We start from the raw sequence: 14061 nt of genomic DNA, 5'->3' as shown, positions 1-14061 counted from the left end.
TGTTTTGAGAAACAGGCAAGATGCCTGTTTCACAAACAATAAATCTTCTTGTGGGGTGGGGTGGGCTTCTAGCCCGCGCAAGATGCCTGTTCCACAAGGAGTGAATTTTATTGTACTGTTTTGAGAAACAGGCAAGATGCCTGTTTCACAAACAATAAATCTTCTTGTGGGGTGGGGTGGGCTTCTAGCCCGCCCTTCTGACTTAACCTTTGCCCTTCAAACTCAACAAGATAAACTGAGTTTTCTGCGCTTCATCAAAATTGTCATCGCTGACCAAAACTATACTCTGGCTGCCATCTGGCAAGCGCGGGCCGAGGGTCATCCCTTCTAAATTGTACAGCGGAATTCCGAGTTCGCTTAAGTCTAGCAGCAACTTTTTCTTAACAGGTTCGACCGCCACTCGCCCTTTAAAACTCTGGATTCTCGAAGTATCTGTAGCCGCCCCAACCGCTAGTTGATAAATCCTAGCGCTGTATCCCGACAGCCCAAAAGAACGTTCTAAACTCAGAATCTGACCGCCACCGACAGTTACTAATTCTGTTAAACCGTTCAAAATAGTCATGGGAACTTGGTCGAGGATGTAAAGATTTTCCGATACTAATTGCGGCGTTTTATCGACGATGACATAATGTAAAATACGGAGTTTGCTTGCCTGTTCCGGGTCTAAATCTTGCATTAACGGCGCTTCCGTAGCTGCGAACAAACGAAACGGATCTAGACCGCCTGGACTAAAGGTTTCTGGGTCGATGGTTAAAGATTCAAAACCTAAATTGTCCACCACTCCTTGCTGCTGTTTTTCATCGCCGGCATCGGGAATATAGCGCTTTGGTATCGGCAAATTTCCCCGCATTTGCCCGGTTTTGAGGTCAAATTCTCCGAGAAAAGGAGGGATGCCCACATGAGTAACGCCTTCGCTGGCGACAAATATTGAATTGCGGGGAGAAAGGGCGATGCCTTCGGGATTTATGGAACCCCAAGAGAAGGTTTCACCGTCTGCTTTTTTGAGGGATGTAACGCCGTCAACGGTAACTTTTTTCAGGCGAATATTTGCTGGGTCACTTGATGTGAGGTCGAGTCGGAGACTGTAAAATCTCGCTTCTCCGTTTTCGCTGGGGTCGTCGGAGAGAGCGTAAAAGCGATAAGCTTTGGAAGTGACTGCACTAATACCTTTGGGATCGTAGGTAATTCCTGACAAACCGCCGACTGGTACTCCTTCAAAATTGGTTTTTGGCAATTCGTACTCGCCCAAAAATTCGAGGGACAATTCTGGAAAAGAGCGGTCTTTTGCAACTGCGGGAGGCGGGGCGCAAGCTGTGCAAACAGTTAAGAGAATAAGGGCTAGACTAAATAAGCGTAAAATACGCTCGCCCAGCGTCTTTAAATGCCAATAATTGCTCAGCACGGTGACATTTATTTTGTTGCTCTTGTTGAACTGTTTACTTTTGTGCCATCTTTGTGACATAATTTATACCGTTTTGTAGATATGCAAAACTTGATGTTTCCAGAAGAAATGCCGAATCGCGGCAACCAAATTTTTAGAATGAGAAGTTCTGTACCAATTGGGTGCTTGCTTTTCCTGTGGCTGTGTGCTGGTTCTATTGCTAGCGCCCAAACTAATCCACCAGCCCTCGATCAATTTTCTCCTAATCCTCTAGAAATTACCACACCCGATCCCCTCACTCCCGCCACTGAATCTTTGAGCAGCACTCAGCGGGATGAACTGACAGCGGCTTTGGAAGAGTTAAACTTAGAAGCAGCGACTAAACTGCAAGCTGGAGACGGCGCGGGTGCTTTTGAAATTTGGTTCCGAGAATTGCGGCTGCGGAGGTATCTGGGCCCGGCGGCGGAAATTGCTGCTTTGAGTCGGGTGGGAAGTGTTGCTTGGAGTAACGGTAAAAACCTCGAACTACAGCTTATTACCAAACGGTTGCAAGCAATTCAAAAAGAAGTCAAATCGCAAGTACCACTTAATACTGAGTTGCTACCCGCCTTCGCTGCGGCTTTTCAGCAGGTGCGCGCTAAAGGCCCGACTGTAGAAGTTTACCAAGAAATTCTCGAAAATGCGCGCCAAAACCAAGATATATTGGCCCAAGGTCAGATTTTGAAGGCTATCGGGCTTATTCACATCAATTGGTTGAGTTACGATAAAGCTGCTCCCGTGTATGAGGAATTGGCTACTTTAATTCAGGAAAACCGCGCTTTATTTGCTGCTAATTCTGCTGTGCAAAATTCTGCTGTTGTGGCGGGAAACGGCGCGCCGCCGCAGCCTGTAACTCCTCCAACTGAGGTAGATACTCTGAGACAGTTGGCCTATGTTTACCAACAGTCGAAACAACCCCTAAAGGCGATCGCAGCTAGGGAAAAACTAGCCTCAGTGTATCTTAACTTACAAAATCCCAGCGCTATACCACCGCTCAAAATTGCGATCGCCAGCGATTACCAAACAATAGGTCAAATCAATTTAGCAGCTCAATACTATCAGGAAGCCTACAATTTAGCCGTCCCAATTCAACAGTATGCCCAAGCTAGCGAAGCTTTGGATAAATTAGCTTTACTTTATCGATCGCAAAAGCAGTGGGAGCCTACTTTGCGGATTTATCAAATGCAGTTGCTGTTAGAAGAGCGGGCTTACAATTTCTACGGATTGATGAACACTTATGACAATATCGGTCAAGTTTATCAAGAGATGAAGGCTTACGATAAAGCTTTGGAATCCTATCAAAAAGGGTTGGACGTGGCTAAAAGATTGGGACACAGACAAGAGTATTTTGCTAAGAAAATTCAAAAAGTTAACAAGCAATTGCAAAGAACTTCGTAGTTGTCAGCCGACAAGAATGCCAATTTGCGATGCGAGTAATTTAAATGCAGTAAGGTGCGCCTAGCGCACCCTACAAAACTACTTTTGACTGGTAACTTTCTCGCGAGAGAGAATAATATACTACATCAGTTTCGTAATAATGAGCATTTTTTTCATATTTCATGCCAACTTTCTGTATCACCCGCTGGGAGGCGATATTTTCTGGGCGGGCGATCGCAACTATTCTTTCAAGCTGTAATATTTCAAATCCATAGTTGAGACTAGCAAAAGATGCTTCAGTCACCAATCCTTGATTCCAATAAACTTTGTCGAGGGTATAGCCTAGCTCAACTTCCGGTGTCTTGTCCAGAAAAACCAGTCCGCAGCGACCAATCATTTTACGGTCTATTTTATGTACTAAAGCCCACATTCCGAAGTTGTTTTCTTCCCAACTTTTGAGCATGGTATGAAGGGCGATTTCTGTTTCTTCTCTAGTTTTAACTCCTCTCAAGTATTTCATTATTTCTGCATCACTGTAGATGCGGTACAGCTCATCTAAGTCGTATGGCGTAAATTGTCTCAGATACAATCGGGCTGTCTCTATCTCTTGCATGATGACAGTATAACCTTTAACATTAGATTATAGTACCACTTTGGCGGGCTACAAACATTTTAGTTGGGTTTCGTTCCTCAACCCAACCTACTGTTACAAGAAAACACTCTTTGTGAAACAGGCATCTTGCCTGTTACTGATATTAGTGTCAAATATTGATTCTATTTGTTACAATTATTAACTAGATATATTGTACAGTTTTTGCCATCAATGACTATTTCCTCACCAGTAGCAGACACCAAAAACAAATCCGGCCAGGAAACAGACTGGCGGTTATTCATGAGGTTGGCATCTTACGCAACCCGCAGCAAACGCTTGCTGATTATTGCGATCGCACTATTAGTACCGCTAGCAGTCTCAGGAGCAATTCAACCCATTCTCATCGGACAGGCAATTTCGGTAATTCGCTCGGAACCTACTTACGAATTCTTGCGGGGAGTGCCTCTATCTGCTGCATTGAATATTTTGGCTATTTTGCTCATGCTAACTATAACACTTAGATTAGCACTGCAATCAGTTCAAGGCTATTTAGTCACGAAAGTAGGGCAAATAATTACTACAGATATTAGAAATGATTTGTTCGCCCACGTCACATCGCTAGCAGTGAGATTTTTCGATCGCACTCCTGTCGGTAAACTGATGACTCGCCTCACCAGCGATGTAGAAGCTTTGGGAGAGGTTTTTTCTTCAGGGGCGATCGGCATTGTCAGCGATTTATTTTCAATTTTAGTAATTGCCATTTTCATGTTTACCATGCAGTGGCAACTAGCTTTAATGTTAGTGCTGATGATGATCCCAATTACCGCAGTCATAGTTTATTTCCAGTATCAATATCGCCTAGCCAATTACACTACCAGAGAAGAACTTTCCGATCTCAACGCCCAACTGCAAGAAAACCTGACTGGTATTGGCGTAGTGCAGCTATTCCGCCGCGAAAGATTCAACTCAGAATTGTTTCGTGTCACCAATAAACGGTACATTAAAGCAGTTGACAAAACTATATTTTACGACTCAGCCGTATCTGCGACATTAGAATGGATTGCTTTAGTAGCGATTGCAGCCGTTTTGTGGATGGGGGGTCAAAGGGTTTTAGCGGGTAATCTTAACTTCGGTACTCTCTCTGCATTCATTTTATTTGCTCAGCGTCTCTTCGATCCGCTGCGGCAATTTGCCGAGAAATTCACAGCAATTCAAGCAGGGTTTACCGCTGTGGAACGGATTAGCGATATTCTCAACGAACCGATTGAAATTAAAGATCCAACCAGCGGGAAGAGGGAAGAAGGAAGAGGGAAGAAGGAAGAAGAAAGAGGGAAGAGGGAAGAAGGAAGAAGGGCAGGTTATTCACCGTTGCTGATAACTGGACATCCAGAGGCAACGGCTTACAACTTGTCTCCGTTCGATCGAGAATTGGCAGATAATCATCAAAATCCAGCAAGTTCAGAATATCGTTTAGTGCCTAACAATCCCCAATCACCTCCCGCCAATCTCACCTTGCTAAGGGGGGGAGAAAATGCCAAATCGCAGAATTCAGAATCGGGAGAAATCCAATTTGACAACGTGTGGTTTGCTTACAAACAAGACGAATATGTCCTGCAAAACCTCAATTTCACCATCAAATCCGGCGAAAAAGTAGCATTAGTCGGCCCTACCGGTGCGGGCAAAAGTTCGATTATCCGTCTCCTGTGCCGCCTTTACGAGCCGACGCGAGGACGGATTCTGGTTAATCATGTGGATATTCGCGATTTGCCTCAAGCAGAGTTGCGGAGGCACATAGGCGTGATTATCCAAGATGGCTTTCTATTTGCTGGTGACGTGAAGAGCAATATCAGCTTGGGAGAAAGTTACTCGATTGAGGAAATTCAAGCAGCAGCAGAAAAGACAAATGTTGCCCGTTTAATCGAACAGTTGCCTCAAGGTTATGATACGCAATTGCGGGAACGGGGAACCAATCTTTCGGGGGGACAAAAGCAATTATTAGCCTTTGCTCGCGCCGCTATTCGCAATCCCAGTATCTTAGTTCTAGACGAGGCAACTGCTAGTTTGGATGTGGGGACGGAAGCTTTAATTCAAGAAGCTCTAGAGCGTTTGATGGCGGACAGAACGGCGATAATTATTGCCCACAGGCTCTCGACTATCCGAAATGTCGATCGTATTTTAGTGATCAAACGCGGGCAGTTAGTAGAGTCGGGCAGCCACGAAGAGTTGTTGCAGCAAGAAGGTTTATATGCCAGTTTGTACAAGTTGCAAATGCTGGGTAGTTAACCGCAAAAGGAATAAGGAATAAGGCAGGAAGAGGATTTTTCTTAAGGGGTGACAACGGCTCTGGAACCTTGATTGTAAAAGCATTGAAGCCGCTGAAGCTCAAAAAAGATAGTGCATTATGGACAGGCTTATTGACTCATAAGATTGTCCGATATCCCCTTGAACCTGATTCAAGGGATCTCGCCACTCTCTTTTATTGACTTACGCACAGCAAGCGTATCTTTTCGCTTGGTCACTCAACTCAAAACCTTGACGCCGCTTTGCTTTCAACCTGCTTGTCACCCTGCCAACCAATATGTTTCCCATGATTCTCGATGCCCAAACCCATATAGCCACATCCACTGATACTTCTGTGGTAATGTAGCGATATATGAAAGAGCTATCGACCTTAATTGACGAGATAATTTAAAAGTGCGATCGAAACACAACAAAATCTAAATCGCATTGCCGAAGTTAATTCCCTGCTCGATTTGACCGAAACCCACATTTACTTTGTGGCTTTCCTGCAGCCCAGTACCAGTCAAATTAAACATCCGCACCCCAGCAGGAGTAGACAAAAACAGATATTGTCCGTTATCGCTAACCGACATCCCCCCATTAACAAATGGCGAGGAAGCATTAATATTTTCACCGATACTCCTGCGGTATAATACATCCCAAGTATTGGTATCGTAAGCAATCAACTCATCGGCAACAGAATTAGCAGCGTAAAGGATATCCCTCGTCGGATCGAACGTCAACCCCCCGTCAAGGCCAGCCAGATTTTCCACAGCATTAAAATTGCGATCCATCACAGAAATGCCGCCGTTTAATTCCATTGCAATTAGCGAACCGTTGCGGCTAACCGCAGATACAGTACCGTCGTGATAAGAGTCTGTTTCATTCCGGGTGGGAAATGTGTTAGTCACGGCATCGTAAGTAAAGATCCGGCCTAGGGAACTGTTGGATTCAGTCATGAAAAACAGACTGCGATCGCTGCTGCGGTGGATGGGCGTGTCCTGTGTGACTTCGCCTCCAAAACCCGACCCGGCTGCGTCCGTCCGTACTGATAGAGTATCGGTAGCTAAATTCAGTTCCCGGAACGGCACCGTACCTGAACCGTTGAAGCGCGTACTCACCATTCCCCGGCCGTTGGAACCGATTGCCACGTCCCAAGCCCCGGCTTCTCCAAAATCGAGAGTGTAAGGAATATTGGTAACAGCATCGCTAGCGAGATTGACCTTGCGAATCAAACCTTGCGTCCCGCTAGTTTGATTGTCAGCAACGTACAAAGCGCTGCCATCTGGAGTAATGTCAGCACCGTTTAACAAAGTGCCAACAGCAAGTGGCGGTAACAAAGTCTGCGTGGCGACATCGTACCGCTGCACAGTTCCCGCACCGGTCGTGATGTAAAGCAAATTCCGCGTCGGATCGAAAACGCGATCGCGACCGTTAGCAACCGGAATGAGAATACTTGCCGGCGCGCCGCTGATACCGGGGAACGTTTGCTGCGAACCGGGTTGCAGCACTTCCGCAACTGTATAATTTCTCGGCCCGGCCAAACTCGCAAAGGAATAATTGCCACTAGCATCCGTTGTCGTAGAAGTTTCCCCCGCGTCCAATACACCATTTTGGTTGGTATCGAGAAAGACAGTCCAGCCTGCAATGCCAGGTTCGCCAGCAGTTAGTGCGCGATCGCGATTTAAGTCATTCCATTTTGTACCTCGAATTTCGTTTAGCTGTGCAGTTTGTCTGTTGCCAAAATTGACATTTTCAGCCAATTGATTCGCAGCAAGATTAACTGTTTGCGCTTGCGGAACGTTCGACCCCGGCAAACTTAAAACCCGCACGCCGCTGGGAGTTGACAGAAACAGCAATTTTCCATCATTGCTGACAGACATCACCCCGTTGCCAAACGGTGTAGATGCAGGGACATCTTCACCTATATTGAGGCTAAACAACGAAGTCCAAGTATTTGTATTAAAGGCAACGATTTGATTAGTTGTGGAATTCACAGCATAGAGGATATCTTTGGTTGAGTCGAAAGCTAAGCCACCATCAAAATTATTATTGAGGGTGGTAATTTGCCCGAGGTTTGGGTTACGGATCGAAATACCAACTCCGAAATCTTCTAAAGCAATTAACGCGCCGTTGCGGCTGACAGCAGATAGAGTACCGTCGTGAAATGTGTTTGTTTGCGATCGGTTGGGAAAAGTATCTGTTGTACCGTTGTAGGTAAAGATTGGGCCTGCGGAACTGTTGGATTCAGTCATGAAAAACAGACTGCGATCGCTGCTGCGGTGGATGTGCGTGTTCTGGTTGACTTCGCCAAATACTGACCCCGCATCCGATCGCTGCGTTAAAGTATCAGTAGCTAAGTTTATTTCGCGAAAAGGCACCGTACCGGAACCCTCCCAGCGCGTACTCATCATGCCTTTGCCGTTAGCCCCGATCGCCACATCCCAGGAACCGCTTTCCCCCCGACTAAGATTGTACGGGAGGTTAGTAACCGCACCGGTATTGAGGTTTACCTTGCGGAGGAATCCCTGCACGCCGCTGCGCTGGTTTTCCGCAACGTACAAAGTGCTGCCATCGGGGGTAATATCGACGCCGTTTAAGGAATTGCCGACCTCAAGGGGTGCTAGCCAAGCGTTAGCACTAAAGTCGTATCGCTCTACTGTTCCCTTGTTAGTGGTAATGTACAGTCGATTGCGGGTGCGATCGAAAACGTGGTCTCGGCGAGTTGGCAGGGGAATCAGAAAGTTTGTCCCCACCGGTGCGGTGATGCCGGGGAATGTTTGCTGCCAATCGGCTTGCAACTGTTCGGCAACGGTATAGTTGCCAGCAGGCAAACCTGGAAAAGCGTAATTGCCGCTAGCGTCTGTAACAGTAGAAGTTTCGCCGCCGTCGAGTACGCCGTTTTGGTTAGTGTCGAGAAAGACAGTCCAACCTGCTATTGGGAGTTCGCTACCGTCTCGCACACCGTTGCCGTTTAAATCATTCCACTTGCTGCCGCGAATCTCGGCATCGTCGTTTTGAATTGTTAGCACAGCAGTGGGGTTGGCTGTTCCGGCGACTCCCTCGTTGGTGAAGTTGGCAAAGGACAGCGCTACTGTCTCGTCGGGTTCGTAATTGACATCGCCTAATACCTGAATCGGTACCGTTTTGCTTGTCTCCCCTGCTGCAAAATTAACGGTAATTGGTTCTGCTTGCACGTCGCTGCCAATTGCTGCGGGATTGACTGCACCTGCTGCCAGGACTACATCTACACTTGAAGCTGTAGATGTATCTCCCGATCGCGTTACAGTCACGACATTGGCAGTGTTAGCAGCATTCCCTTCAGGCACATTAAAGGTAGCTGCACTGAAATTATAGGTAGGGGGAGTATCGTCGTTGCTAATGGCAGCCGTCACCGCGCCTGCTGTGCCTAAAGTGTAGCCGCTTCCTGCTGCCAAAGTTAGTTCGACTGTCTCGTTAGGTTCATTAGCAGTATCGGCAACTAAAGTTAGGGTAACTGCTGCGGTTGCGGAATTCGCTGCAAACGCAACCGTGCCGGTTGTGGCACTAAAAGCGGTAGCACCCGACTGAGTGTAATCATTGGCAAAACTAGCTGTTCCGCCAACCGAGAAACTGACTGTCAGCGGTTGAGACAGTGGCGAATTGATGCTGTCGGTGCGGGTAAAGGTGTAGGCGATCGTGCTGTCGCTGTCTTCGATCCCGCCCTCGGGCGAAACTGCTAGCGTCACCTCGGCATCTAATGCAGGTGCACTGACGTTGAAATTGCCCAAATTAACAGCAGTGGCTGCATTGCCGCTGGTATCTAAAACTTGAGATTCTGCTAATTCCAGAGTGTAAGTCCCGTTGTCCGCTGCGTCCCAACTGTCGCCGGGGGCGTTAATTTGATAAGTTGCAGTCCGAGGCGTGCCGTTTCCGCCAGGAGTCGCGCTTAAGAATGCCACCAACTGACTGAAGTTGTTTGGGCCTGTCACTCGAATGTCGCTGCTATCCAGGCTGCTGACCTCTACAGCCGTGTTGTCAGCATATTCGACGGTAAATGTCAAGCTATTGCTTCCTGCCGAAATGTTCGCAATTGGGTTGAGCGTTGCTGTGGGCGGGGTAGTGTCAAAAGGTTGACGTGTTCCTGAAATCTGAAAATCAAAGGGATCTTCATCGCTGTCGCTGTTGGCAAAGGAAATTTGACCGCCATAAGTGCCGATCGCAGTTGCATCGAATTTGACAGAGAAAGTAGTCTCGCTGCCGGGAGTTAGGTTTGTACTGCCAAAACTGCTAACTAAGCTGAAACCTGTTGGCAGGGCGATCGCATTGTTGAGAGTCAGGTTGCCACTGCCTGTATTTTTCACGGTAAAGGTTTTGACAACCTCTGTTCCTAAAACGGCGGTACCGAAATTAACTGTTCCCATATTGTCTGCGATGTTAGCGGTGCCGTCGAACAAGTCGATTTCTGGAACGTTGTCTGCAATCGGTGTCGGCGTTGGCGTCGGCGAATCGCTTGGTGTCGGTGTTGGCGTTGGTGTTGGTGTTGGTGTATCGCTTGGCGTCGGCGTCGGCGTAACAGATGGTGTCGGTGTCGGTGTTGGTGTTGGTGTATCGCTTGGTGTCGGCGTCGGCGTTGGCGTCGGCGTCGGCGTTGGCGCTGGCGTAACAGATGGTGTCGGCGTCGGCGTTGGCGTTGGCGTATCGCTTGGCGTCGGCGTCGGCGTTGGCGTTGGCGTATCGCTTGGTGTCGGCGTCGGCGTTGGCGCTGGCGTATCGCTTGGTGTCGGCGTTGGCGTATCGCTTGGTGTCGGCGTCGGCGTTGGCGCTGGCGTATCGCTTGGCGCTGGCGTCGGCGTCGGGGTTGGCGTCGGCGTCGGGGTTGGCGTATCGCTTGGCGTTGGTGTTGGCGTATCGCTTGGTGTCGGCGTCGGCGTTGGTGTTGGCGTATCGCTTGGCGCTGGCGTCGGCGTCGGGGTTGGCGTCGGCGTCGGGGTTGGCGTCGGCGTTGGCGTCGGCGTATCGCTTGGTGTCGGCGTTGGCGCTGGCGTATCGCTTGGCGCTGGCGTCGGCGTCGGGGTTGGCGTCGGCGTTGGCGTCGGCGTTGGCGTCGGCGTCGGCGTCGGCGTTGGTGTTGGCGTATCGCTTGGCGTTGGTGTTGGCGTTGGTGTTGGTGCTGGCGTCGGCGTTGGCGTTGGCGTCGGCATATCGCTTAGTGTTGGTGCCGGCGTATCGCTTGGCGTCGGCATTGGGGTGAGGGATGGTGTCGGCGTCGGCGAACTGAGGGGCAGTATCCCCGTGTCTGGCTGTGTCGGTATCAACAAGGATGGTGGTGGAGTGTCATTATCTGTAATCGCTAAAACAGCAGTATCGCTATACCCAATTCTTACCTTTCCTCTAGGGTTGCTCAAGCGTAAATTAAATAACTCTCCTTCAAATGCGACATCATTTACCAAGGGAACTGTTACTGTCTGAGTGGTTTCTCCGGGGGCAAAATTGACCTCAATGGGAGTCGCGCTGCCATAGGAGGGAGATGTCGCTGAGTTATTAACAATAAATATAGTTGCCCCTACAGTTGCATCTAAATCACCACCTTTGCGTTTCACTGTTATTGCAGCGATCGGCGTGCCGTCTTCTTTTCTTTCAAACTTCGTCTCGCTCAATTCTAATATTGAGCTAATAGGAGTAATTTCGCTGGTAAATTTAGAGGCTGTAATTTCGTTGCTGTTAATTCCTTTTAAAATTGCCAGATACTCGCCAGTAACTCGATCTTGAATTACTGCATCGTTTGCAAACTCGCTGCTGCCTTGATAAATGCTCAAGTCTTGAAATGCTAAGCCGCCGTCCAATGCAATTAAGTCAAATCCTTGAGCGAAGTCGCTAATAATGTCAGCATCGGATAGATTTGTGCCGCCAGTAGTAAAAAAGCCGGGAACGCCATCGATTCTATCGATTCTGCCGATAACAAACAAATCGCCACCGCTGCCGCCTGTTAAAGTATCGCCCCCGCGATCGCCAAAAAGGACATCATTTCCTTCCTCTCCAAATAAGAGATCGCTTTCTTTTCCGCCGCGAATTATGTCATTTTGTGTCCCGCCGTAAACTGTATCTAAACCTTCACGGCCATTGAGAGTATCATTGTCTTCGTCCTCGTAAATGAAGTCGCTGCCGAAACCAGGAAATATGATGTCGCCGTCGGTTTTTCCATTAGCGGTATCGCTGCCTAATTGATTGTAAAGAATATCATTATGTGTTTCTCCTAAGAGTTTATCGTCATCTTTGCCGCCGAGAACGATGTCGCTGCCTTTTTTTCCCACCAAACTGCGACTACCTTCATTGCCATTGAGTTCCTTTTCTCTGCGGCTGCCGATTAGGTTGCCAGAGTCAGATCGATCGCCTGCAGGTTGCTTGCTGCCAATACCTCCGAACAAGATATCGTTGCCCAAGTCGCCGTAAATGATATCGTTGCCCCTATCTCCGAATACCCGGTCATCTCCTTTTCCTCCGTGTACGGAGTCATTATCTTTGCCGGCGTAGATAGTATCATTATTTTGTTTCCCGTTAATGTAGTCATTGCCTTCATTAGCCCACAGCAAGTCGCTTCCTTCGTCACCAAGGAGTGTGTCGTTACGGCTATCGGCTTGGATGATGTCGCCCAATCGCCCACCTGTCAGAAAATCCTGTTCTTGCGTTCCCTCAAAAGTAGGCATTTTAGGTTCCACCTATCAAAAATCTGCACGATCGATTTTACATCCACTCAAAACTCATATTATCTAGCAGATATATATAACGTCAATTAACAGGCACTTATAGATCGGATCAGCATGGCGCAACTGGCATTGCTGGCGATCGCCCAACGCTTGCCCTCCTAAAACCCCAATTGTCGCACTTAACCACCGCGCCCCAGAGTTTTTGAGTTTGTGACCCCTGGATGGATTCACTAACTTTTTTGTAGAACATCAACAGCACCATCATCAGCCTTTTGAACTTGGTGCTGTTTATTGAATTGACGATCGCTTGTTGTTGGGGAATGTACCGGGGTTGGACGATCGGTGAAGCAACTGTTGGCAAAATAGTCTTACTAGCCGCGATCGCTGCAATCCTGTTTCGCTTCTGGCAAGGGAGCATCTCATATTTGTAAAAATACTTCTTCTGGCTCCTTCCTTCTTCTGGCTCCTTCCTTCTTCTTCTTTCCTTCTGCCTCCTGCCTCCTGCCTCCTGCCTCCTGCCTCCTGCCTCCTGCCTCAAAACTCCAATTTCTAGCGGAGGGCTGCAAAGGTGAGATGCTCCCTCTGGCAATCCTGGCCGCATGAGGCAAGCGGTGTTAAGTGTGTGGCCTCAAGGCGCGTTTTGGGTGTTTGTTGGGGGATTAGTCGGCTGCACTTCCAAGTGGGTTTTCGAGCAAGCTGTTGCCCGCAACTGATAAGTTGAGATTTAAACTCTTGTCAAACGGTAGATTAACCGCATCGGCGTTGTTTTATGCTGCGGATTTGATTTCTTTCGTTTCAGCCATCCTCCCAAGCCCAGGGCTATAGCTGAACCAAAGATTGTGGTCGGTTCAGGCACAGGCTCGGCAACGTCGGCGGTTTCAATTACTAGACTGGAACGACCAAGAGCATCAGTACCTCCCAGAGCGACCCCACCAACGTTCAAGAGACTGATGGCAAACCCAGCAAAAGTATCGCCATTGCTAACTCGCTGATTTACAAACGGAGTTACGTCAAAGTTAAGAGTATCACCCGGAGATGAGGATGATATATCTACAGAAGTTAACAATACTTCATCCCCCAAAAGATCTGATGCTTCGGCTGTTCCGTTTCCTAAATAGCCAAAGATGCCCAGAGTACCAGGACGGCCTCCTTGGAAACTGGATATCTTATCCTGAAAGATAGCACTACGAATAATTGTGTTAGGAGCAAGAAAAAAGTTGCTAATATTAAATTCAGCTAACCTGGTTGTTATACTACCCGGCCCGTATGACACGTACTCATCCCCAGGGATAAGCCTAACGTCCTCATACACACCCATCTGATACATACTTGCGGTCGCTCCAAATTGGATAGTAGGTGTCAAGGTAAATGTAGCTGCTTTAACTTCTTCGCTTGTTCCCAGAACAAAACCTAGAGCGGTGCAAACAGAGGCAACGGCAACTTTGCGGTATAGATTCTTCATACAAACTACATTTCCTTTTGTACTAAACAACTTGACTAAAAAGCCCATTTAGTAATCAAATTACCTAAATACTAGCTAGCTTACTGAAAAAACCATAATTCTTTATTTAACTTATTCAATCTTAACTAGAAAGTTAGCTGAATCAATGCTCTAAAGAGCAAGTAACGATCGCCATTATCAAAACAGAACCGCTGCGACCATCGCCTCAAACCGAATCATCCATCCATCCATCCACACTCCGAAC

7 protein-coding genes are annotated in these 14061 nt (G+C 47.8%); 2 read left to right on the top strand and 5 right to left on the bottom strand.

Going from position 1 to position 14061, the window contains the following annotated elements; all coding sequences use genetic code 11:
- Positions 1–202: 202 nt before the first annotated feature.
- Positions 203–1462 (bottom strand): esterase-like activity of phytase family protein, encoded by a 1260-nt coding sequence (locus QUB12_RS01780; protein WP_333140370.1) that lies wholly within the window; start codon positions 1460–1462, stop codon positions 203–205.
- Positions 1463–1495: 33 nt separating this feature from the next.
- Between QUB12_RS01780 and QUB12_RS01775 the strand changes: the two genes are divergently transcribed.
- Positions 1496–2818 carry a tetratricopeptide repeat protein gene (locus tag QUB12_RS01775; protein WP_333300497.1) on the top strand — a complete coding sequence of 441 codons (1323 nt, stop codon included), beginning with the start codon at positions 1496–1498 and terminating at the stop codon, positions 2816–2818.
- A gap of 70 nt (positions 2819–2888) precedes the next feature.
- Here QUB12_RS01775 and QUB12_RS01770 read toward each other — a convergent pair whose 3' ends face one another.
- A complete protein-coding gene (locus tag QUB12_RS01770) occupies positions 2889–3410 on the bottom strand; it encodes a GNAT family N-acetyltransferase (RefSeq protein ID WP_333305199.1) in 522 nt (173 codons plus the stop codon).
- Positions 3411–3620: 210 nt separating this feature from the next.
- Between QUB12_RS01770 and QUB12_RS01765 the strand changes: the two genes are divergently transcribed.
- On the top strand, positions 3621–5672 hold the full coding sequence (locus QUB12_RS01765) for an ABC transporter ATP-binding protein (RefSeq protein WP_333140365.1): 2052 nt from the start codon (positions 3621–3623) through the stop codon (positions 5670–5672).
- A 434-nt stretch (positions 5673–6106) separates the two neighbouring features.
- On the opposite strand, the gene QUB12_RS01760 is transcribed toward QUB12_RS01765, so the two are convergent.
- The 3 genes from QUB12_RS01760 to QUB12_RS01750 form a co-directional block, all read right to left on the bottom strand.
- Positions 6107–12355 (bottom strand): SdrD B-like domain-containing protein, encoded by a 6249-nt coding sequence (locus QUB12_RS01760; protein WP_333305197.1) that lies wholly within the window; start codon positions 12353–12355, stop codon positions 6107–6109.
- Positions 12356–12464: 109 nt separating this feature from the next.
- Complete coding sequence (locus QUB12_RS01755; RefSeq protein ID WP_333305195.1) at positions 12465–12956, bottom strand: hypothetical protein; 492 nt, start codon at positions 12954–12956, stop codon at positions 12465–12467.
- Positions 12957–13079: 123 nt separating this feature from the next.
- On the bottom strand, positions 13080–13817 hold the full coding sequence (locus QUB12_RS01750) for a PEP-CTERM sorting domain-containing protein (RefSeq protein ID WP_333140359.1): 738 nt from the start codon (positions 13815–13817) through the stop codon (positions 13080–13082).
- Positions 13818–14061: the final 244 nt, after the last annotated feature.

It is taken from the genome of Microcoleus sp. B7-D4 (assembly GCF_036705125.1).
Taxonomy (GTDB): Bacteria; Cyanobacteriota; Cyanobacteriia; order Cyanobacteriales; family Microcoleaceae; genus Microcoleus.
The sequence above is the reverse complement of the archived record's forward strand: the minus strand, read 5'-3'. Positions and strand labels throughout refer to the sequence as shown.